This window comes from Neobacillus sp. SuZ13, from assembly GCF_030123365.1.
In the GTDB taxonomy this organism is placed as follows: Bacteria; Bacillota; Bacilli; order Bacillales; family Cytobacillaceae; genus Neobacillus.
Map to the genome: position 1 here is coordinate 755,368 of NZ_CP126107.1, position 20,204 is coordinate 775,571.

Below are 20,204 nucleotides of genomic sequence, written 5' to 3' on the forward strand. Positions count from 1 at the left end.
GTGAACAAGTTTGAAAATAGATTTGATATCTTTGGCAATCGATGATGATGAAAGTTAAAAAAAGTATCCCCTGGATTTATCCAGGGGGCGAAGTTATTTTAGATAGTATTTATCTCTAAAAGAAGTGTCAGCAATCTTGTCTACATAAAATTCACCATTCAAATATTTGAGTACAGAAACACTGCAATTATCATGGTGAATATACCTGCTCATTTTTGCTAATTGCATTAAGTAGTTGCCGATTGTTACCCCATGTGAGAATACGAGAACATTTCCACCGTCATTTTTATGCTTATGAATGATTTCATCGATAGCAGAGCTGGTTCGTGAAAAAAGCTGTAAGTAGGATTCTCCTTCTGGGGCTGACAGATTTAGATCCTTAAGACTAAACAAGGTCTCTAGTATATTTCCATATTGAGCTAGAATTTCTGTTTGTAATAGGGATTCCAAAACCCCAAAGTTCATTTCCTTTAGACGTGGATCAGTAATGATGGGGATATTCCGATGGCCAATGGCATACCTAGCCGTATCTACTACTCTCTGGCTTTCACTTGCGTATACTGCATTAAATTCTATATCAGATAAACCGATTCCTAAAGATTTAGCCTGTTCAATTCCTTTATCCGTAAGAGGTGAATCACAAAATCCCTGTAATCGCTTCTCTACATTAAAATGGGTCTCTCCATGCCGGACAAAATAAAGCTTCACTTCTTTTTCAAGGGACACGCGGAACCACCTTCTTTGTATTGGATTTAATTGATTGATAAAATGAATTTTACCACACCTTTCGAGTAGTTTGTAATTAATTACACCAGGCATTTCCAATCTAACCAGGTGGAAGGTATTATTTTAGGAAATGTTTGAACGGATAGGAGTTTTCATTTTGGAAAGAGGATGGGCAAAAATAAATGCAGTTTTAATTGCAGATGATTCAAAGACATTTGTAACTAGAAGAATACCAGAAGCAAATCTTGAATTCGGTGGGATTCGTGGAGACAGGCACTTTGGTGTAACCTGTAAGGCTGATTCAAGGCAGCCGATGTATCCAAGAGGAACAGAGATTCTAAACCGCCGCCAGATAACAATTGTGTCTGTGGAAGAATTAGTCAGGATTGCAGAAGAATTAGGTGTTGAATCTGTTCTGCCTGAATGGTTAGGTGCAAATCTCTTGCTAAAGGAATTTCCCGATTTGACGAAACTCACCATGGGTTCACGAATTCTATTTCCAAGTGGTGCTGGATTAATATGTATGGGGGAAAACCAGCCTTGCACCTTGCCTGGGGATGAAATCCAAAAGCATTATGAAGATCATGAAAAGTTATCCTTCCGGTTTGTACGTGCAGGTTATAAGCGGCGGGGGATTGTATGTGCAGTAGAAAGGCCTGGAATCATTCACGAAAATGATGAAGTGCAAATTTTGGTTAATGATTTTAAAAATCCAATGCAATAATTGGCTGGGAATGACAACGTACATAAATTCACAAATACTGGGCGAACATTGACAGGTGCTGTCCGCCTGGTATTTTATGGTTGAAGTTTTAATTCTCACAAATTTGTTTCCACATATTTGTAATATTCATGTCTTAATTCTTGTAATGTTAACTCATAAAACTGACGATCATCAGTTGATTTATAAATTTCCATGTTTAGTAACTGCTGGATGATTAACTGTTTTTCATTACCTCTCACTCTGGATTGCTCTCCTTCAGAAATGTGATTTATAGTACCTGATTATTGATAATAATGGTTCATGACTGAGTTATTTAAATAGTTCTTTAATTTCACCTTAAGGTCACTAGATTCTATTAATTTTTTTGTATGATTTAAAAATAACTCTTCATCCCTTTTTTCTAGTGCCAGATCTATTTGAAATTGCAAATAGTTTAAGTTCAATTCTAAGTCAAAGTCAGTTACAAGCTTTCCTTGGTAAAAATAATGGTCCAAATCTTCAAGGGCTATATAGAAATGTCCTTGGTTATTGATGGTAGCTAGAACATACCAACTATTATTAAAAGTAAAGCTTTGTTCATTAGGGACTTCAATTATATCCATTTTGTTAATAGTTAAGGTAGTTGCATGTATACTACCTGGAAAAAAACAGTCAGTTTGATGTGTAAACGTTTCTTTTGCGATGAAATACTGAATCATACTTATACCTCCCCGAAAAAAAGCGTAATGGAATGTTTTTGAGATTTTAATTGAATTTATTTATAGCTACACAAACGTATTTTCCCTTTATAAATTTGATTTAAACGTTAAATCTCTTAATTAAGTAATTAATCTCTACAACACCCAAGTTACAGCAAGGTCAGGTAGAATAATTATTGTCATAATCATTTTCTACGAGCTTTCTTTCATTGATATACCTACACCACATGCATAAAAAGGAGTGTAGTGGCCCTGGATATTATTTCATTACTTCTAAAAAAACAAAAAAGGAACGGAGAAAACCGTTCCCTTCTTGACCACATGCTGATTCCTGCTTAGGTATTTAATTACTTAGAGAATTTTAGTTTAATATCACCATCATAAGTACATTCCATATTTCAAACAAGCCATGGCGTATACAAGTAGCCATATGTATAAGCCAGATGCAGAGCTTACTTCTGTAGTTTCTGGTTCAGTTGAAGCGGGAGTTATTAATCAAGGTGTATCTATTACTAAAACTCATGCTTCGATCCAAACCTATTCACCTATTTAAAATCGTACCACTGGCCGGGAAATATTCGTGAACTGGAAAACTATATCGAACGAGCGCTCGTTCTGTCTGAGGGTGAGACGGTAGCAATTGACCATTTTCCTGATAAACTGACAGAACAAATTCTTCTTCAAAACGAAGAACAATTGACCACATTAGAAAATATAGAAAAGGAATCAATCAAAAAAGCTTTAGAAGTATTCGAAGGGAATATTTCAAGAACATCAAAATTGCTCGGGATAACTAGAAAGACATTATATAAAAAAATAAAAGATTATGACCTGCAGCAGTATGATAACCTTGGATAAGGTTACTGTGGCGACCAGGTTATTGTCGAAATGAACATTTTGTTTTTTCTAACGGAATGCTCTCCCTATCAATCTCCCATACTATTATGGGTGATGGATAATGCCATGTCAAAAAAGTGAAGATTTACCGCGATTAAATGATAAATTTAAAAATTACAGGCACAAGAAAGATTCCAGCGCATAAAAAAGGACTGCAGATTGTCTGCAGCCTTTCTCCATTTGATATGTTATAGAACTGTTCTAAAGGAATGCCTAATGACATCGCCTCGGCTAATAATTCCAACTAATACTCCGTTCCGCTCTACAGGTAGTTTTTTTATTTGTTTTTTTCCTAAAATTGAAGCGATAGTTTCTATGTCTTCGTTCCATGACACTTTGTAAACCTTTCTTTTGGTAATGCTCATTACATTTAATTCTAGCAGCATTCGGATTTTTTGCTCAAAATCTTCATGATCACCTCTGATAACGGAAACGAATTGGAGGGAATCAATGAATCGATATTGATGCTTGCCGATATACCGCATGATATCCCCATCGCTAATATAGCCCACAATTTCATTTCTTTCGTTGACTACTGGTAGTCCACTGATACGATTTTCAATGAATTTTTCGATTACATAACGAACTGTATCTGTTTCCTTTACTTTAATCACGGGGTTGATCATTATCTCATAAGCTTGCATTATTCTCCATCCTAAACACTAAGATTTGTTCATTTATCTCAAGTTTATTTAGGTTCCTTATAAAAACCTTTTTTTAGTAATTCAATCTCCAACAAAAAGGTTTTCATAACATCATTAATCTGTAGCTCCTTAGCGAAAGCATGGATCAGATTTTGAAACGATACAGCCATCATAATTTTGAAGATGTGGTAAATTTCTTCCTCATTCGTTACGTTTAAATTTCCGGGGTTTATATTGGAAATAATTTCAAAGAATCTGCTTTTTCTTTTTTCCTCATACATATTCTGGGTAAATGCTTTTTCGACTTTATAATTCATATTTAAAAAGGCATTTTTAAAATATTGCCGATTTTCTGGTTCTTCAAACATAATGAGAATGCCTTTAAACCAATCCACTATGGTTGCAAATAGATCTCCATTGTTCATTTTCATGATGGAAATCAGCCGCTCGAAATTCCGTTGGGAATGCTCATGCAGTAAAAAGTAGAATATATCTTCTAAACCGTCAAAATATTGATAAAAGCTCCCCCTGGGGATACCGGCATCCTTGATAATATTCGAAATCGACGCTTCATATAAAGGAACCCTCGAAAACTCCTTCTTAGCAGCATCTATTAATGATTTTTGTTTTTCTTTTGATAAATTAAAAAAGGTTTGCTTAGGCATCTATTAACTCCTTTTGTCATATGATAAGGTGTCATAAAATATTTATATTCATGATAATATACCTATATAAATGTGTCAATATCCATATGACGATATGTCATATTATTTATTGACGTATAAGAATTCACTCTTTATAATTTATTCCTGAAAGTGCTGCGCCCTATACATGGGCATAAGAAGGGAGAGTGTAATGGGCGGACAAAAAAATGAAATGGAGAACACGAAACCGCACTCTTTAAACTATTCATCCATTAAGGGAGGAAAAAAGGAATGAGCACTAAAAAATTGCTATTATTGAACATTATTATTCTGCTTATATTAGTGGGTGGTGGTGTTGGAGGATATGCCTACTATAATGGAGCAGTAAATTATTTATCGACGGAAAATGCCCAAATAGCAGGACAACAAGTAACGATTGCGGCTCCGGCCAATGGAAAATTGACCAATTGGAAAGTCAATCTTGGTGATCATTTTTCAAAGGATTCTAAAGTTGGAACCATTACAACAACGGATGCAGAAGGTAAACCTATAGACATGAAAGTGACGATGCCAACTGATGGAACGATTGTTCAAAGTAGTGGTGTCCAAAATTCATTTGTAGCTGCAGGAACACCATTAGCGAAAGAATATGATTTTAATAACCTTTGGGTTACAGCAAATATTGAGGAAACCAAAATTGATGAAGTGACAATCGGGCAGGATGTCGATATCTATGTGGATGCTTTTCAAAATAACACTTTAAAAGGAAAAGTCCAGCAAATCGGTTTAGCGACGGCTGGAACATTTTCTCTGTTACCAAGTTCGAATAATACAGGGAACTACACCAAAGTGACTCAAGTAATTCCGGTAAAAATTTCTATTGATGATAATAAAGGTGTAGCCATCGTTCCCGGTATGAACGTAACAGTACGGATTCATAAGTAGGTGATAACATGTTAATTTATATCACTGTTTATGTTATCTTAGGCCTTTTGCTGCTGCTTTTAATAAATTTTACTATCATCAATAAAAAGAAGTCGCGTAGAGCACAAACAGAAAAGATGAATGAAGAGGTAATAGATAAGGCTGCTTTCCATGAGACTAATGATGAGGAGATTAAGCAAAATATATCTCAGATTGAAATCAAGGACATAAAGGCTGAGGATATATCCTCGCAGGAAGTGTTGAAAGATTCCGCTAATATGGAAGCAGAATTGGAATATGCAGAGGAGGATATTCAGCCGAAAGAAAGCATGAAAGAGCAGAAAGAACCATCTGCTTCCGATGCCGAAAAAGAATCAGGAAACGGAAAAATTCTTGTGGCTTTAATGCTTGGTGCGTTTGTTGCCATACTTAATCAAACCTTACTGAATGTGGCCATTCCGCATATTATGAATGATTTGGGGATTTCAGCCAATACCGTCCAATGGCTCTCCACAGGATATATGTTAGTAAACGGAATTGCAATTCCTATAACGGCCTTTTTAATAGAGAAGTTTGGAACAAGAAAACTGTTCATTAGCGCCATTTTTTTATTTACATTGGGTTCGGTAGTTTGTTCTGTGTCAGCAAACTTTAGTATGCTCATGGTCGGAAGGATCATTCAGGCTTGCGGTGCAGGTATTATTATGCCCCTGTTGATGACGGTATTTTTTGCCTTATTCCCTCCGGAAAAACGCGGCAAGGCTATGGGGATTATGGGGATTGTCATGATATTTGCTCCTGCGATCGGTCCTACATTATCCGGGTGGCTCATTGGCCATTTTTCATGGCGGTTATTGTTCGATATTGTTATCCCAATCGGTGTACTTGATTTAATTCTTAGCTTCATGTGGATGAAGGACGTTACTAAAGTAACAAATCCTAAATTTGATTTCTCAGGATTTTTATTTTCAACCCTAGGTTTTGGGTTCTTGTTATACGGATTCAGTGAAGCTGGTAATGATGGCTGGTCCAGCAAAACAGTGGTTATCTCCTTAATCATAGGAATAATTTCTTTAATCTGTTTTGTTTGGCGCGAACTGACGGCAGAAAAGCCAATGCTTGATTTACGGGTCTTTAAATATGATATTTTCGCCTTAACAACGGTTATCAGTATGATTGTTAACATGGCTATGTTTGGCGCCATGATCTTACTTCCGATTTATTTGCAAAACATTCGAGGGTATACAGCATTACAATCAGGTCTGTTGATGCTTCCAGGTGCCATCGTGATGGGCATAATGTCCCCTATCTCAGGAGCCCTTTTTGATAAAATCGGGGCAAGATGGCTAGCCGTTACTGGATTAGCGATTACTGTACTTACCACATGGGGATTTACCAGTCTGAGTATGACAACCAGTTATGGTCATATTCTGTTTTTATACGTGATGCGGATGTTTGGAATGTCCTTTATCATGATGACTGTCATGACAGAAGGATTGAATCAGTTACCACGCCATCTTGGCGCTCATGGGACGGCTGCCTCCAATACAGCCAGACAAGTAGCAGGAAGTATAGGGACCGCCTTCCTAGTTACAGTCATGACGACAAGACAAGGGTTCCATTATAGTGGGTATGGGGATGCAATCTCAAGTTCAAATTCTTTTATTACCAGCAGTTTATCCCAGCTTGCTCAAGGTCTGTCATCTTTCACGAACCTGCCGGCTGCAACAGGAAAAGAGCTGTCAACTTATTTAATTTACGGCCAAACCATGCAGCAAGCTACGATTGAAGGGATTAATGATGCCTTTATTGTTGCAACCGGAATCGCATTTGTAGCATTAGTCCTATCGTTCTTTATCAAACGGTCCCGAGTAAATCAACAGTAAAAAGTAGTAAGTTAAATGGAATATTTAGTTGTCCGGCTTTAATAATGTTGGGCTATCGTCTTTGAAAGAAGGGGTAGGAATGATAAATTTAGGGCTCTTGATTATTCGATTGGCTGTGGGAATGACGTTCGTTGGGCATGGATGCCAAAAATTATTTGGCTGGTTTGGCGGTCCTGGGGTAGTCAAATTTGGTGAATATTTAGGGTCGATTGGAATCAAGACAGGCGGCAAGACATGGGCGATTTTAGCAGGATTTTTCGAATTGGCTGGTGGACTGCTGTTTTCAGCGGGACAGTTCACCTGGCTAGGTGCAATCCTTATCACAATCGTTATGATTGATGCCATCTTCACCGTCCATGGTAAGAATGGCTTTTGGCTGACTGAAGGCGGTTATGAATATAACTTTATTTTGATCGCTGTAGTCCTTGGAGTGGCGCTCATTGGACCAGGTGATTACGTTTTAATTTATAAGGCATAGTTCAAGGGGACGGTGCTGCTAGTTTTTTTGCGCAAATAATGGCCTTCATCACATGATGAAGGCCAATCCCTTTGTTCCTTCTCAGATTTTTCATAGAAATCGAACTTCATATTTATCCCCCTCGTTGACTGTGTCATGAGACTTATTCCAGATTCATGAGGTTCTATTTTTTTAAACGTTGCTATCTCCCTAAGTTAATAATCTATAATTAGTGTGTTAAGAATGCAGCTAATTCTTTACTCTTTTGTTTTCGAACTTTGCGCATTATGGCTCGGTCCGGTGCGGATTCATGTAATTTTTTCTCTTCTTCAGTTTCAGGAATAACCTGTGGAACATGTGCTGGACGTTTATGCTGATCAAGTGCAACAAACGTTAATAGCGCAGTAGCTGCAATTCTACGTTCACCACTTATTAAATCTTCAGCAATAATCTTTACAAAAACTTCCATGGATGATGTACCTGTCCAAGTCACATAAGATTCAAAACAGACAGAATCTGATGTATGAATGGGACATAAAAAGTCTACTGAATCGGTTGAGGCAGTTACACATTCTCTGCGACTATGACGAGCTGCGGAAATCGACGCTACCTGGTCCACATCACTCATTAATCGTCCGCCAAATAATGTATTGTGATTGTTTACATCATTTGGGAATACACGACTTGTTCGTATAACTCTGGACTCGTTACAAAATTTTGCTTCCATCAAATTCCCCCTACTTATCCAAACATTTAGTACTATATTGCAAACGCTCCGAGAAAATTCATCCTCTAATCTTTTCTTCATCTAATAATAAAGATTCTGGATTTCACTCTTAGACAGTAACGTTACTGTAAAAATTACTAAACCAACGAGTAACGGAATTATTGGGGCGGTGGAGGAAAAGAAGTTAAGCGGAAAAGATCAATCCACCCCATGTACTTTTAGCTTTGCCATTCCAACATGTCGTCCCAAGCCCCAACAAGTCCAAAAATAGTATATTTTCGTCAAATGTATTGTTTTGAATTTAAGCTAAGACAGGTTGTTGTTCTTCCTTTAATCCCAACAAACGCTCTTTGATTTCGTTTGTATTAACAAACGTTTGGGCAACTCCGGTTACCAATGCGGCATTAGCCACGGCTGCCGCTACATAAGCCGCCACTCTTGAATCAAAAGGGTCCGGAATTACATAATTAGGATGAAGTTCTTTATCTGTAATTAATTCGGCAATTGCATACACGGCGGCCAGTTTCATTTCTTCATTTATTTCTTTCGCTCTCACATCCAAAGCTCCACGGAAAATACCCGGAAATGCGAGTACATTATTGACTTGATTAGGAAAATCAGATCGCCCAGTCCCGACTACAAGTGCTCCTGCTTCCTTTGCCTCTTCCGGAAAAATTTCAGGCACCGGATTGGCCATGGCAAAAATAATTGAATTTTCATTCATAGTACTAACCATTTCTTTTGTTAGGGCACCTGCAGCTGATACCCCAATAAACACATCTGCTCCCACAAGTGCATCGCCTAATGTTCCTTTGATCTGCTGATTATTTGTTATGCGGGCCATTTCCTCTTTAAATGGATTCATTCCTTGTTGGCGGCCACTATAAATGATACCTTTTGTATCACATAAAATTACGTCCTTTACCCCCATATGAACCAATAGCTTTACAATGGCGACACCTGCTGCCCCCGAACCGTTTACCACAACACGAATTCCATCAATTCTTTTGTCAGCCAATTTCAGTGCGTTGATTAACCCGGCAACTGTTACAATTGCAGTGCCATGTTGGTCATCATGGAAAACGGGAATATCACACTCGTTCCGTAACCGGGACTCAATTTCAAAGCATTGAGGGGCTGAAATATCTTCCAAATTCACTCCGCCAAATGTAGGTGACAATAGTTTAACTACCTCGACAATTTTGTCCGGATCAGTTGTATCAAGACAAATCGGGAAGGCATCAACATCCGCAAATGACTTAAACAATAGGGCTTTCCCCTCCATAACGGGCATAGCAGCTTTCGGTCCGATATTTCCAAGCCCTAACACAGCTGTTCCGTCTGAGACAACGGCAACGAGGTTCCCTTTTACTGTGTAGTCATACACTTTGTTTTCATCTCTATAAATTTCAAGACAAGGCTCAGCAACACCCGGAGAATAAGCAAGGCTTAAATCCTTTGCATCGCGTAGGGCGACCTTTGAATGAACGGCAAGTTTTCCTCGATTTTCCTTGTGTATCTTTAGTGCTTCTTCATGTAAAATTGACATAAACTATTCTCTCCCATGTTTTATATTTTTCTAAAATTGTTGGAATAGAATTACTGGTGTATGGTTTATTTCAGTTTCCCCCATTACCACCATGATTGTATTTCTTCCAGTGTGTTGTGTTTTAATTTAAAGAATATAGATGCTTTACGGATAAGGATAATGCAATTATCAGAATAATTAAAATTGAAAAAAATTATACTTACAAATAAGAAATTTCAATATGGGAAAAAAAGGGATAAATCATCAGGTGAAATTGTTCAAGAATCTCATGAATATCGGGATTTATTAAATATGACCTAACAAAAAAATGGACAGGATATAAGTAACTATTTTTGTATAGAATCCACTAGGAGTATATTAAAGTTGAATGGAAGATAAGCTTATTGAATACATAGAAAGTTCATCGCTGGAGTAACATCGATTCGAAATGCGGAATGGTGAAGGGGAAGGAGACTACTATTAATGAACAACAAAAATAAAACAGTTGTCCGTTCGATGGATGTATTAAATCTATTTATAGAGCATACCGAACTATCCTTTCAAGAAATTATTAATCTATCGGGGATTCCGAAAACTTCAGTCTATCGAATGCTCAGGTCGTTAGAGGAAATGGAGTTCTTGGAAAAAGGAAGTGATTCGAAATACCGACTTGGACTCTTGTTTCTCAAATTTGGTCATCTGGTTTTGGGTAGGATTGATTTACGTAAGATTTCCTATCCGTTTATGAATGAATTGCATAATGATGTGAAGGAAGCAATTAACTTGATTGTTAGAGATGGAGACGAAGCGATCTATATTGAGAAAATTGACACAAAACAAAAGGTTCGTCTCTATACTGCGATAGGAAGGAAAAGCCCACTCTATGCTGGTGCTTGTCCACGTGCTGTCTTGTCTTTTTTACCTGATTCGGAAGTGCAGGCATACCTCGAATCAATTGAGCCCAAATCGTTTGCAACTGGTACCATTACGGACAAAGATAAAATTTATGAAACGATAAAGCAGGCGAGAATAGATGGATTTACAATCAGCCATTCTGAATTGGAAAACCATACATCTGCCATTGCAGCCCCGATATTTAATCACAGAGGAGAAGTTGTTGCGGGCATAAGTATCGCAGGTCTCGAAGCAAATTATCGGGGGGAGAACATTGAGAGTTATGCAAAGAAAGTAAAAAAAGTGGCTGAGGAAATTTCAATGCGTTTAGGCTATACGAAATAAAAAGAACGGGGCGGTCTCTGCATCAATGCTATTTGATGTAGAGACCGCCCCGTTCCTTCTAAATAACCTAAATTTTAAACTTTTGATGTTACAGTATATTTTTCAAGGAATTTCGTGTTGAAGTTGCCGCTTAAAAACACGTCGTTTTGCAGCAAGCCTTGGTGGAATGGAATGGTTGTATAAACCCCTTTTACCTCAAACTCTTCAAGTGCACGTTTCATTTTACGAATAGCTTCCTCTCTCGTTTTACCATGTACAATCAATTTTGCAATCATAGAATCATAGAAGGGCGGAATGGTGTACCCTGTATAAACAGCCGAGTCGATGCGGACACCAAATCCTCCAGGAAGGGTATACTCTGTTATTTTTCCAGGCGAAGGCATGAAGTCATTTAGGTAATTTTCGGCATTTATCCGGCACTCGATTGACCAGCCCGTAAGCATGATATCCTTCTGTTGAAGTTGTAACGGTAAACCAGCAGCAATGCGAATCTGTTCCTGAACCAAATCGACACCTGTGACCATCTCGGTAATTGGGTGCTCGACTTGGATACGGGTATTCATTTCCATGAAATAGAATGTGTCATTTGTATAATCGTAAATAAATTCAACCGTACCAGCCCCAACATAGTTGACTGCTTGGGCTGCTTGAATAGCTGCCAGCCCCATTTTCGCGCGCGTCTCGGATGAAACTGCGGGGGATGGAGTTTCTTCAATTAGCTTTTGCATTCTTCGTTGGATGGTGCAATCACGTTCGCCGAGATGAATGACGTTTCCAGCCATATCAGCCAAAATTTGAATTTCAACGTGACGAAAATCCTCTATAAATTTTTCTAAATAGACACCTGGATCACCAAAGGCAGTTGCAGCTTCCTGCTGTGTAATTTCAATTCCCTTTTTTAAGCTATCGGCATCACGTGCAACACGGATGCCTTTTCCACCGCCACCGGCTGTTGCCTTAATAATCACTGGAAATCCAATTGCTTCAGCAATCTGCAAGCCTTCCTCAAAATCCTTAATAATTCCGTCAGACCCTGGGACGATTAAAACACCGGCATCTTTCATCGTCTGCCGCGCAACGTCTTTAATACCCATCTTGCGAATGGATTCAGGTGATGGACCAATAAAGACGATGCCACATTCACCACATAATGCAGCAAATTCAGCATTTTCAGCAAGAAATCCGTAGCCTGGGTGGATGCCATCGACATTAGTCAACGTTGCAATCTTAATGATATTTTCGATGTTTAAATAACTGTCTCTAGAAGGTGCAGGTCCCACACAATAGGCTTCATCCGCTATTTTCAAATGGAGTGCATCCCGATCGGCTTCCGAAAAGACAGCAACCGTTTTGATGTTAAGCTCCTTACAAGCGCGGATAATTCGGACAGCAATCTCTCCTCGATTAGCGATTAATATTTTTGTAAGCATCTCATTCACTCACCTTCACGGTAAACAATGGCTGCCCATATTCAATAATTTGTCCGTCATTCACTAAAATTTCGATGATTTCCCCGTCGACATCAGCATGGACTTCATTTAATAGTTTCATAGCTTCTAAAATACATACAGTTTCGCTTTGGGAAACCATTGATCCCACTTGGACGAAAGGCTCAGCGTCTGGATTTGGACGCGCATAGAATGTTCCAATCATTGGTGATTTAATGACATGTAAGCTGCTATCGTCCTGGTCAGCGGTATTTACTGTAGGATTAGCAACTTCTAGAGGGAGATGTGGCAATGCCTTATCAGCAATCATATGCTGATTTTCAAAGTTTGCAGCCAAGTTTTCTACCCCTTGCTTTTGGTAAAAAAGCTTAAAATCTCCTTTTTCTAGTTTCATAATGTCAATAGAAGATTGTTCAATGATTTCCAAGAATCCTTTTAATTCGTCGATTTTCATCTGTTCATGTCCTCTCATTTATGAAATGCTTTAAAATGAATGCCCATCGATAATTTACGTAGCATCTGCTCTTGCTTTATTAATTCTAATTCTGCTTGTTCAAGCGAAACTTCCTTGAATTGGATGTTAGCGTTTGGCTGCATCTGTGCTAAACAAGGTAGATCAGTGGAAATGACTTGACCGATTTTTGGATATCCTCCTGTCGTTTGTCGATCAACCATTAAAATAATGGGTTGTCCGTTTGATGGGACTTGAATAGTACCGTATGTGACCCCTTCTGATAACAACTCAAATTTCTCTGATAGGCTGAGTGATTCGCCTTCTAACCGATAGCCCATCCGATCAGCTTGAGTTGTTAATCTATAGTGCTTTGAAAAAAACGCTTGTTGACTGGCCTTATCAAAACGCTCGAACTCAGCACCTTGTAAAACCCTAATCGTTTGTGTTTTATTGAATGTCATAAATTCTGTATAGTTGACAGACCATTTAAAATGAGTAGTCATTCTTTCTAGCTGATGAACGAATGCCCGACTGAGTGGATTGAAGTCTCCACATTCAAACACATCCCCTTTTTGTAATGCTCTGCCTTGAAACCCTCCAATAGCCGCACGAAGATAAGTGCTTTTACTTCCCATAACTTCTGGAACTACTATTCCGCCGGCGAATGCTACGTAGGCCCTGCACCCATTCATTGCGGATTTAAATTGTAAAATAGATCCTTTGCGAATCAAGACCGGCCGCCACATGGGTGCCTTTTCTCCGTCAATCGTAGGCTGCAGGTCTCCTCCAGTAATGGCAACTAACTCATCAGTTTCAAATTGGAGAGTTGTCCCAAAAAGCGTAATTTCAAGTGCTCCTTCGCCTTCGTCATTTCCGACAAGTAAATTTGCAACTCTAAGAGAAATAGAATCCATTGCTCCACTGACGATTACCCCAAATTTTTGTGAGCCGTATCTCCCTAAATCTTGAATCGTAGACAATAATCCAGGATGAAGCACTTTAATGCTCATTGTTTCATCTCCTTATAGGCAGCATACTCTTCAGGCGTTATCGGTACATAGCGGATTCTATCTCCAGACTGTAACATCGTTGGAGGTGAAAGTTCTGGAAGAAACAAATCAAGCGGAGTACGGCCGATAATTTGCCATCCCCCGGGTGTTTCCAGCGGGTAGATGCCTGTTTGTTTACCAGCAATTCCAACAGATCCCGGTGCAATGGCAAGACGGGGTGAATCCTTACGTGGTGTGGCAATTCTTTCATCCATTCCACCCATGAACGGAAACCCCGGTGCAAAGCCGATCATATAAACTAAGTAATCATTTGAAGAATGAATTTGAATTACCTGTTCAACAGAAAGTCCATGATAACTTGCTACATATTCCAAATCTGGACCAAACTCTCCTCCGTACAGGACTGGGATTGTTATCAGCCGTTGTTCGGGTGTTTCAGTAGTCCCTAATTTATCCAGTAACGCTAATATAAAAGCGCTGACTTTTTTGTAAGGACTTGATGCTTCTTTGTCTGTGCGGGACAAATAGACGGCAACGGGATTGTAATATATTGTCAAACTATTATAAGAAGGCACAGATTCTATCAATCCTGTAAACGGCTCTTTTTCTAATAAGTTGGTAAGATTTTTCACTTTTTCATGGATGGCCGGGCTGATTCCGTCGCCTAACTGAATGACTAGCGCAGAATCCCCTAAAGGCCTTATGTTCGTATTATTTTTCTGATGGGCCATAATAAACAGCTCCTCAAAGTTTCGAATTTCGGTACTTAAGTTCTGTTAAACGGATATTACAAATATTATAGTTTACATTCAAATTTAAAAGCAAGTCTAGAAATATAGAATATTATGATATTTACAATTTTCATATAATTTCGCAAACAATATATTCAACTAAAAATATTTATGCTAGAATGGGTTTAAGTTTCAAAACTAAAGTTCCGAAATGCGGAACGTATTAAAGCGCTTATTCTTAGTAGACGAGTGATCAATGAATGGAGGGGAGAAATATGTTTCAAGTGGATTTGAATTGTGATTTAGGGGAGAGTTTTGGCCGGTACAAGCTTGGGGAACAGGAAGAAATATTGAAATACGTTACATCTGCAAATATTGCCTGTGGTTTTCATGGTGGAGATCCAAGTGTGATGAGAGAAACGGTGAAGATGGCCATTTCCAATGGTGTTAAAATTGGAGCTCATCCTGGTTTGCCAGATTTAAACGGATTCGGGCGAAGAGAAATGGCGATTACTCCTCAAGAAGGATATGACATGGTTGTGTATCAAATTGGGGCATTGCAAGGGTTTTTAATGACGTTCAATGAAAAAATGCAGCATGTAAAACCCCATGGTGCTTTGTACAATATGGCGGCAAAGGATCCAAAACTTGCCGAAGCCATTGCACAAGCGGTTTATGATGTATCTCCCTCATTGATATTATTCGGCCTTGCCGGCAGTGAATTGACAAAGGCAGGAGAGAGGATCGGTTTACGAACGGCACATGAGGTATTTGCAGATCGCACGTATCAAGCTGACGGGTCTTTGACGTCGCGTTCACAGAAGGATGCGATGATTACCGATCAAGAACAATCGGTCGCGCAAATTGTGAAAATGGTGACAGAAGGAAAAGTAATATCTCAGCAAAAAACAGAAGTTTCGCTTCGTGCAGATACCATTTGTATTCATGGTGATGGAGCACACGCATTAGCCTTTGCAAAATATATTAACGAAACATTAGATAAGAAGAATATTACTGTAACTGCAATCTCTAACTTGGAGGTTTAATATGGAAAATCCTAAATTTGATGTTATACAAGAAAATGCCAAAGTGACAGGGAAAAAGAAGGTTAGTAGAAGTGTCTTACTCGGTGCCGCCTTTTTAATGGCAACGTCATCGATTGGGCCTGGATTTTTGACACAAACGACCGTATTTACACAACAATTGGCTGCAAGTTTTGCATTTGTTATTTTAATTTCATTATTACTAGATATCTTTTCGCAAATGAACATTTGGAGAATCATTGCCGTTTCAGGGTTGCGCGGGCAAGAGATTGCCAACAAAGTGTTCCCAGGACTCGGAGTTGTTTTGGCTATACTTATCGTAATTGGCGGTTTGGCATTTAATATAGGAAACGTAGCTGGCGCGGGGTTGGGTTTAAATGCCATGCTTGGTTGGGATCCAGTTACAGGTGCTGTGATTAGTGCGCTGTTAGCGATTTTTATTTTTGTCGTTAAAGAAGCAGGTAAGGCAATGGACAAATTCGCTCAAGCTGCAGGGGTAGTAATGATTCTGCTCATGCTGTACGTGGCATTCACGACAGCACCGCCGGTTGGAGAGGCGATTGTGAATACGGTTATGCCGGAAAAGATTAGCATGTTTGCGATCGTTACGCTGGTTGGAGGTACGGTAGGAGGATATATTACGTTTGCAGGCGGACACCGTCTATTAGACGCGGGTATCAAAGGTGTTGAAGCATTGCCAGCAGTGACGAAAAGCTCTGTTACAGGGATTCTCGTAACCGGTGTTATGCGGGTGGCATTATTCTTGGCTGTTCTTGGGGTTGTAACAAAAGGACTAGCGATTGATCCAGCGAATCCTCCAGCTTCTGTGTTCCAGCTGGCTGCAGGTGACCTCGGTTATCGTATGTTTGGTGTAATCATGTGGGCTGCGGCGGTAACATCTGTTGTAGGGGCGGCGTATACGTCAGTTTCCTTTATCCGCACATTCCATCCTGCCATTGAGAAACACCAAAATTGGGTCATTATCGCATTTATCGTTATTTCAACAGCTACGTTTGCCGTGGTTGGAAAACCAGTAACAATCTTGCTTATTGTTGGAGCGTTGAACGCGCTTATTTTGCCAATAGGTTTAGGTACATTATTAGTTGCCGCATATAAGAAAAGTATTGTTGGTGAGTATAAGCATCCGCTATGGTTAACGATTACGGGTGGTTTTGTTGTGGTGATCATGGGCTATTTAAGTGTAGTGACATTGATCGAACAATTACCATTGGTTTTTAAGTGAATTTAGCTAATTTGGGAGGTAGTTTTATGGGGAATTATGAAACCTTGGAGCCGCATGAAATAAGAGAGTTAATTCGGAAGCAAGAGATTACTGGACCGACGGCAGGAATGTCAAAAGGGAATACACAAGCGAACTTGGTTATCTTAAAAAAAGAGCATGCCTTTGACTTTTTGCTTTTTTGCCAGCGGAATCCGAAGCCATGTCCTTTATTAGACGTGACAGAGCCTGGCTCCTATGTTCCTGCTATGATTGCCAAAAGTGCAGATATCCGTAAAGACATTCCGAAATATCGTATTTACAGAGATGGTGTTTTTACAGAAGAAGTCGCTGATATTACTGAGTACTGGGAAGATGATATGGTTGGCTTCTTGTTGGGCTGCAGCTTTACATTTGAAACACCACTCCTTGAGGGCGGTATTCCAATCAGACATATCGAAGAAAACTGTAACGTTCCAATGTACAAAACGAATATTAAGTGCCAAAAAGCAGGCATGTTTGAGGGTCCGACAGTTGTTAGTATGCGGCCAATGACACCAGAGGATGCAATCCGTGCCGTTCAGATTACGTCACGTTTTCCAGCAGTCCACGGTGCACCAATCCATATCGGGGATCCTAGCCTAATTGGCATCAAGGATATTTCAAAACCTGATTTTGGAGATGCTGTACCATTTAAACAAGGGGAGATTCCGGTATTTTGGGCATGTGGTGTAACTCCTCAAGCGGTTGCGATGGAAAGTAAGCCCTCGATCATGATTACGCATGCACCAGGATGCATGTTCATCAGTGATATAAAAGATGAAGAATTGAGTGTGTTATAAACGTATTTGTAATTATAATTTTATAGTAAAATAGAAATGTAATTCAAATAGTAGATGTGCAAATTATCTTACTAAAGTGAGGCGATGCATTAGTGCATCGTCTCTTCGAACTTTGCAGTTACAATTGCGACATGCTTTATGTCGTTAAAAAGGGGATGTAGATGGTGTTTACAAAATCGACTGCTGCGCTTCTCGTCCTCATTTTAATCTGGGGCGCGAGCTGGCCAATCAATAAATTAGCGGTACCCTACTCACCGCCATTGCTTTATGCAGGACTGCGTGCACTTTTAGGAGGAATCCTGCTGACAGTTATTATTTGGAAGACAAGGAAAGCGATAAATTGGCGGAAAAATTGGCAGAAGTACTTTATAGCAGCTTTCTTTAATACGATCCTTTTTTTCGGGCTTCAGACGGCAGGATTGCTCTATTTACCGGGTGGATTATTTTCCGTTCTTGTCTATTTTCAACCAATTTTACTGGGCCTTTTCGCTTGGCTGTTACTTGGTGAATATTTATCGCCAGTCCAAATACTCGGTTTGCTGCTAGGGTTTGTTGGGATAGCGGTCGTTAGTATCGATGGTCTGACAGTCCATATATCACCAATCGGAGTTATGCTCGGGTTACTAACTGCTGTAAGTTGGGCGTTCGGAGTGATCTACGTCAAGAAAGTTAGCAGAGAAGTAGATTCGTTTTGGATGGTGGCGCTTCAATGTATCATTGGCGGCATTTTCCTCATAAGTATGGGATCAGTGTTCGAAAGTTGGTCTGCCATCGAATGGAATCGATATTACATATCTGGCCTCGGCTTCGGTGCCACCATTGGCATACCATTGGCATACATCCTTTACTACAGTCTTGTCAATGCTGGTAAGGCAAGCAAAGTTGGTTCATATACATTTCTCGTTCCGATTGTTGCTGTTCTTCTCGGTGTGATTTTCTTAGGAGAAACGGTGACCTATCCACTGATTATCGGGATGCTTCTAGTAGGAATAAGTATTCATTTTGTGAATTTCCGGTATAAGCCTAAATACAAAAGGATGGGTAAGAATTAAGGTTCGCGTGTATAAATGCCGGCTAGAAATATGAAGATAGTTGGCGACATCTTCTTGCTTCAATAATTCTGATAAATTATCAAGAATGAACAGCTTTGCTTGATATAAATGTTTTGGAGAACTATTCGAAAACATTTTTTCTTGACTTCGACTTCTCTGATTTGCTTCGGAAAACATAGATTTATAAGATAATAAACGAGTTCACTGGGGATTTGATGATCCTGCCAAAGCAGAAGGCACAGAAGAAGAGAGATGGGCATTTTTCCAACGTGTCAGTGATGAAATCGGAGATCGCATCAAGCGTTTTGCTGTAACGGGTGAGTAAGAAAGAATGTAATAGCCAAGAGTAAAAATACTCTTGGTTTAAATTTTGAAATCTATATAAGTAATTACTTATATTTCCTTTTTTATGGAGTGGGATTGACTGGGAATTCTGCTGTATTAATAGGACATAACTTTAAAAAATGGTAGAATAGGTTTTATATTAATCATTTAGGAGCAATCATCAACGTGCAAATTAGAATGGAAAAGACGGTATCGGTTAATCAGAGGATTAAAACCCTCTTGCCTTGGGTGTTGGTAATCCTCTGGATGTTTCTCATATTTAACATGTCTTCTCAACCAGCTACCAAGTCTAACTCTCTTAGTTTGGGAGTTACTGAGAAAGTGATCGAAACAGTGAACAAATTCAAGCCAGGGGCGGATTTGAACATTGAGACAGTCAATCACATCGTAAGAAAAAATGCTCATTTCTTTGCCTACTTGCTACTTGCTGTACTAACGCTTAACGCACTGCGGAGAGGTGAAAAGTTAGGTTGGAGGAAATCGATACTAGCTTTTGGAATTTGCGTCCTGTATGCTGCATCGGATGAAATTCATCAACTATTTGTTCCGGGCAGGGGACCGCAGGTTAAGGATGTATTCATCGATAGCTCGGGGGCTCTTTTGGGAATCGCGATTTTTATGGTAGTTAATAATATTTTGAATCGGAATTCATAGTTCTGTGTTTGTGGCTGCCAATCAAACTGAGAATTTAATAGAAAAACCAAGGGATTCCCTTGGTTTATTTTTGTATCTTATTAAGCTAAAGCTATTTACATTTTTTTTTAAAAGTCTACATTTTTTTGTTTTTCGTCATCTGTTCCCCAAAGTATTTCTTTATCCGATTGTTGCAGCTTCGGTATATGCTTTGAACAATGAATATTATATCCGTAAGGAAATGTATGTAGATTAAGCGAGGACCACTTCGACAAACAAAGACAGCAATCTATTATATGTCATTCCTTAAGAAGGCTTGAAAGTTTTGGCTAT

Annotated in this window: 22 protein-coding genes and 2 pseudogenes; 13 read left to right on the forward strand and 11 right to left on the reverse strand. The window is 39.1% G+C overall.

All coding sequences use genetic code 11. The annotated features are described in order from the left end of the window. Nucleotides 1-93: 93 nt before the first annotated feature. The gene (locus tag QNH17_RS03560; protein WP_283877428.1) at nucleotides 94-726 is read right to left on the reverse strand and encodes a histidine phosphatase family protein; all 633 of its coding nucleotides are present in this window, start codon (nucleotides 724-726) and stop codon (nucleotides 94-96) included. A 154-nt stretch (nucleotides 727-880) separates the two neighbouring features. Between QNH17_RS03560 and QNH17_RS03565 the strand changes: the two genes are divergently transcribed. Next, entirely contained in the window at nucleotides 881-1,450 is a 570-nt protein-coding gene (locus QNH17_RS03565; RefSeq protein ID WP_481858608.1) for an MOSC domain-containing protein, read from the forward strand. Nucleotides 1,451-1,545: 95 nt separating this feature from the next. Here the strand turns inward: QNH17_RS03565 and QNH17_RS29930 are convergent, their stop codons facing one another. Both QNH17_RS29930 and QNH17_RS03570 read right to left on the reverse strand, forming a co-directional pair. After that, a complete protein-coding gene (locus tag QNH17_RS29930) occupies nucleotides 1,546-1,689 on the reverse strand; it encodes a Fur-regulated basic protein FbpA (RefSeq protein WP_481858568.1) in 144 nt (47 codons plus the stop codon). Between the two features lie 42 nt (nucleotides 1,690-1,731). Beyond that, nucleotides 1,732-2,148 carry an IDEAL domain-containing protein gene (locus tag QNH17_RS03570; RefSeq protein ID WP_283877430.1) on the reverse strand — a complete coding sequence of 139 codons (417 nt, stop codon included), beginning with the start codon at nucleotides 2,146-2,148 and terminating at the stop codon, nucleotides 1,732-1,734. Between the two features lie 537 nt (nucleotides 2,149-2,685). Between QNH17_RS03570 and QNH17_RS29935 the strand changes: the two are divergent. Both QNH17_RS29935 and QNH17_RS29940 read left to right on the forward strand, forming a co-directional pair. Further along, nucleotides 2,686-2,811, forward strand: a pseudogene (locus QNH17_RS29935) (AAA-type ATPase lid domain-containing protein); the annotation flags it as partial. A 33-nt stretch (nucleotides 2,812-2,844) separates the two neighbouring features. Next, nucleotides 2,845-3,006, forward strand: a complete 162-nt coding sequence (locus QNH17_RS29940) for a helix-turn-helix domain-containing protein (protein ID WP_481858569.1) — start codon at nucleotides 2,845-2,847, stop codon at nucleotides 3,004-3,006. Between the two features lie 227 nt (nucleotides 3,007-3,233). Here QNH17_RS29940 and QNH17_RS03575 read toward each other — a convergent pair whose 3' ends face one another. Both QNH17_RS03575 and QNH17_RS03580 read right to left on the reverse strand, forming a co-directional pair. Next, nucleotides 3,234-3,689, reverse strand: a complete 456-nt coding sequence (locus tag QNH17_RS03575; RefSeq protein ID WP_283877431.1) for a CBS domain-containing protein — start codon at nucleotides 3,687-3,689, stop codon at nucleotides 3,234-3,236. 44 nt (nucleotides 3,690-3,733) lie between these two features. After that, nucleotides 3,734-4,354 carry a TetR/AcrR family transcriptional regulator gene (locus tag QNH17_RS03580; protein WP_283877432.1) on the reverse strand — a complete coding sequence of 207 codons (621 nt, stop codon included), beginning with the start codon at nucleotides 4,352-4,354 and terminating at the stop codon, nucleotides 3,734-3,736. Nucleotides 4,355-4,624: 270 nt separating this feature from the next. Here QNH17_RS03580 and QNH17_RS03585 point away from each other — a divergent pair, with 270 nt between their 5' ends. The 3 genes from QNH17_RS03585 (at nucleotide 4,625) to QNH17_RS03595 (ending at nucleotide 7,621) form a co-directional block, all read left to right on the forward strand. Next, nucleotides 4,625-5,278: an HlyD family secretion protein gene (locus QNH17_RS03585; protein WP_283877433.1), complete on the forward strand. Its 654-nt coding sequence runs from the start codon at nucleotides 4,625-4,627 to the stop codon at nucleotides 5,276-5,278. A 308-nt stretch (nucleotides 5,279-5,586) separates the two neighbouring features. After that, complete coding sequence (locus tag QNH17_RS03590; protein WP_481858609.1) at nucleotides 5,587-7,143, forward strand: DHA2 family efflux MFS transporter permease subunit; 1,557 nt, start codon at nucleotides 5,587-5,589, stop codon at nucleotides 7,141-7,143. 79 nt (nucleotides 7,144-7,222) lie between these two features. Next, a complete protein-coding gene (locus QNH17_RS03595) occupies nucleotides 7,223-7,621 on the forward strand; it encodes a DoxX family protein (protein ID WP_283877435.1) in 399 nt (132 codons plus the stop codon). 208 nt (nucleotides 7,622-7,829) lie between these two features. Here QNH17_RS03595 and QNH17_RS03600 read toward each other — a convergent pair whose 3' ends face one another. Then, a complete protein-coding gene (locus tag QNH17_RS03600) occupies nucleotides 7,830-8,327 on the reverse strand; it encodes an acyl-CoA thioesterase (RefSeq protein WP_283877436.1) in 498 nt (165 codons plus the stop codon). Between the two features lie 301 nt (nucleotides 8,328-8,628). Next, nucleotides 8,629-9,876 (reverse strand): NADP-dependent malic enzyme, encoded by a 1,248-nt coding sequence (gene ystJ / locus QNH17_RS03605; RefSeq protein ID WP_283877437.1) that lies wholly within the window; start codon nucleotides 9,874-9,876, stop codon nucleotides 8,629-8,631. A 462-nt stretch (nucleotides 9,877-10,338) separates the two neighbouring features. Here ystJ and QNH17_RS03610 point away from each other — a divergent pair, with 462 nt between their 5' ends. Beyond that, nucleotides 10,339-11,094 (forward strand): IclR family transcriptional regulator, encoded by a 756-nt coding sequence (locus QNH17_RS03610; RefSeq protein ID WP_283877438.1) that lies wholly within the window; start codon nucleotides 10,339-10,341, stop codon nucleotides 11,092-11,094. A 74-nt stretch (nucleotides 11,095-11,168) separates the two neighbouring features. Here QNH17_RS03610 and accC read toward each other — a convergent pair whose 3' ends face one another. From accC to pxpB, 4 genes are read right to left on the reverse strand one after another with little or no spacing between them, the layout of a single operon-like run. Next, the gene (gene accC / locus QNH17_RS03615; protein WP_283877439.1) at nucleotides 11,169-12,524 is read right to left on the reverse strand and encodes an acetyl-CoA carboxylase biotin carboxylase subunit; all 1,356 of its coding nucleotides are present in this window, start codon (nucleotides 12,522-12,524) and stop codon (nucleotides 11,169-11,171) included. Between the two features lies 1 nt (nucleotide 12,525). Beyond that, nucleotides 12,526-12,996, reverse strand: a complete 471-nt coding sequence (gene accB / locus QNH17_RS03620; RefSeq protein WP_283877440.1) for an acetyl-CoA carboxylase biotin carboxyl carrier protein — start codon at nucleotides 12,994-12,996, stop codon at nucleotides 12,526-12,528. Between the two features lie 14 nt (nucleotides 12,997-13,010). Next, entirely contained in the window at nucleotides 13,011-14,006 is a 996-nt protein-coding gene (locus QNH17_RS03625) for a 5-oxoprolinase subunit C family protein (protein WP_283877441.1), read from the reverse strand. Beyond that, nucleotides 14,003-14,737, reverse strand: a complete 735-nt coding sequence (gene pxpB, locus QNH17_RS03630) for a 5-oxoprolinase subunit PxpB (protein WP_283877442.1) — start codon at nucleotides 14,735-14,737, stop codon at nucleotides 14,003-14,005. Before pxpB ends, QNH17_RS03625 begins: the two co-directional genes overlap by 4 nt. A gap of 275 nt (nucleotides 14,738-15,012) precedes the next feature. On the opposite strand from pxpB, the gene QNH17_RS03635 reads away from it, so the two are divergent. The 6 genes and pseudogenes from QNH17_RS03635 (at nucleotide 15,013) to QNH17_RS03660 (ending at nucleotide 19,892) form a co-directional block, all read left to right on the forward strand. Beyond that, a complete protein-coding gene (locus QNH17_RS03635) occupies nucleotides 15,013-15,783 on the forward strand; it encodes a LamB/YcsF family protein (protein ID WP_283877443.1) in 771 nt (256 codons plus the stop codon). A 1-nt stretch (nucleotide 15,784) separates the two neighbouring features. Continuing rightward, entirely contained in the window at nucleotides 15,785-17,023 is a 1,239-nt protein-coding gene (locus QNH17_RS03640) for an NRAMP family divalent metal transporter (protein ID WP_481858570.1), read from the forward strand. A gap of 26 nt (nucleotides 17,024-17,049) precedes the next feature. Then, nucleotides 17,050-17,841 carry a putative hydro-lyase gene (locus tag QNH17_RS03645; protein ID WP_283877444.1) on the forward strand — a complete coding sequence of 264 codons (792 nt, stop codon included), beginning with the start codon at nucleotides 17,050-17,052 and terminating at the stop codon, nucleotides 17,839-17,841. A gap of 161 nt (nucleotides 17,842-18,002) precedes the next feature. Next, complete coding sequence (locus QNH17_RS03650; protein ID WP_283877445.1) at nucleotides 18,003-18,893, forward strand: DMT family transporter; 891 nt, start codon at nucleotides 18,003-18,005, stop codon at nucleotides 18,891-18,893. Between the two features lie 193 nt (nucleotides 18,894-19,086). Next, nucleotides 19,087-19,218: pseudogene (locus QNH17_RS03655) on the forward strand (arsenate reductase); the annotation flags it as partial. 197 nt (nucleotides 19,219-19,415) lie between these two features. Further along, nucleotides 19,416-19,892 carry a VanZ family protein gene (locus QNH17_RS03660; RefSeq protein WP_283879425.1) on the forward strand — a complete coding sequence of 159 codons (477 nt, stop codon included), beginning with the start codon at nucleotides 19,416-19,418 and terminating at the stop codon, nucleotides 19,890-19,892. Nucleotides 19,893-20,204: the final 312 nt, after the last annotated feature.

What these genes read in the sequence shown, in the direction of transcription:
- QNH17_RS03570 (WP_283877430.1), bottom strand. Translation starts at nt 2,148, where the DNA reads ATGATTCAGTATTTCATCGCAAAAGAAACGTTTACACATCAAACTGAC.
- QNH17_RS03575 (WP_283877431.1), bottom strand. Translation starts at nt 3,689, where the DNA reads ATGCAAGCTTATGAGATAATGATCAACCCCGTGATTAAAGTAAAGGAA.
- QNH17_RS03580 (WP_283877432.1), bottom strand. Translation starts at nt 4,354, where the DNA reads ATGCCTAAGCAAACCTTTTTTAATTTATCAAAAGAAAAACAAAAATCA.
- QNH17_RS03585 (WP_283877433.1), top strand. Translation starts at nt 4,625, where the DNA reads ATGAGCACTAAAAAATTGCTATTATTGAACATTATTATTCTGCTTATA.
- QNH17_RS03590 (WP_481858609.1), top strand. Translation starts at nt 5,587, where the DNA reads ATGAAAGAGCAGAAAGAACCATCTGCTTCCGATGCCGAAAAAGAATCA.
- QNH17_RS03595 (WP_283877435.1), top strand. Translation starts at nt 7,223, where the DNA reads ATGATAAATTTAGGGCTCTTGATTATTCGATTGGCTGTGGGAATGACG.
- QNH17_RS03600 (WP_283877436.1), bottom strand. Translation starts at nt 8,327, where the DNA reads ATGGAAGCAAAATTTTGTAACGAGTCCAGAGTTATACGAACAAGTCGT.
- ystJ (WP_283877437.1), bottom strand. Translation starts at nt 9,876, where the DNA reads ATGTCAATTTTACATGAAGAAGCACTAAAGATACACAAGGAAAATCGA.
- QNH17_RS03610 (WP_283877438.1), top strand. Translation starts at nt 10,339, where the DNA reads ATGAACAACAAAAATAAAACAGTTGTCCGTTCGATGGATGTATTAAAT.
- accC (WP_283877439.1), bottom strand. Translation starts at nt 12,524, where the DNA reads ATGCTTACAAAAATATTAATCGCTAATCGAGGAGAGATTGCTGTCCGA.
- accB (WP_283877440.1), bottom strand. Translation starts at nt 12,996, where the DNA reads ATGAAAATCGACGAATTAAAAGGATTCTTGGAAATCATTGAACAATCT.
- QNH17_RS03625 (WP_283877441.1), bottom strand. Translation starts at nt 14,006, where the DNA reads ATGAGCATTAAAGTGCTTCATCCTGGATTATTGTCTACGATTCAAGAT.
- pxpB (WP_283877442.1), bottom strand. Translation starts at nt 14,737, where the DNA reads ATGGCCCATCAGAAAAATAATACGAACATAAGGCCTTTAGGGGATTCT.
- QNH17_RS03635 (WP_283877443.1), top strand. Translation starts at nt 15,013, where the DNA reads ATGTTTCAAGTGGATTTGAATTGTGATTTAGGGGAGAGTTTTGGCCGG.
- QNH17_RS03640 (WP_481858570.1), top strand. Translation starts at nt 15,785, where the DNA reads ATGGAAAATCCTAAATTTGATGTTATACAAGAAAATGCCAAAGTGACA.
- QNH17_RS03645 (WP_283877444.1), top strand. Translation starts at nt 17,050, where the DNA reads ATGGGGAATTATGAAACCTTGGAGCCGCATGAAATAAGAGAGTTAATT.
- QNH17_RS03650 (WP_283877445.1), top strand. Translation starts at nt 18,003, where the DNA reads ATGGTGTTTACAAAATCGACTGCTGCGCTTCTCGTCCTCATTTTAATC.
- QNH17_RS03660 (WP_283879425.1), top strand. Translation starts at nt 19,416, where the DNA reads ATGGAAAAGACGGTATCGGTTAATCAGAGGATTAAAACCCTCTTGCCT.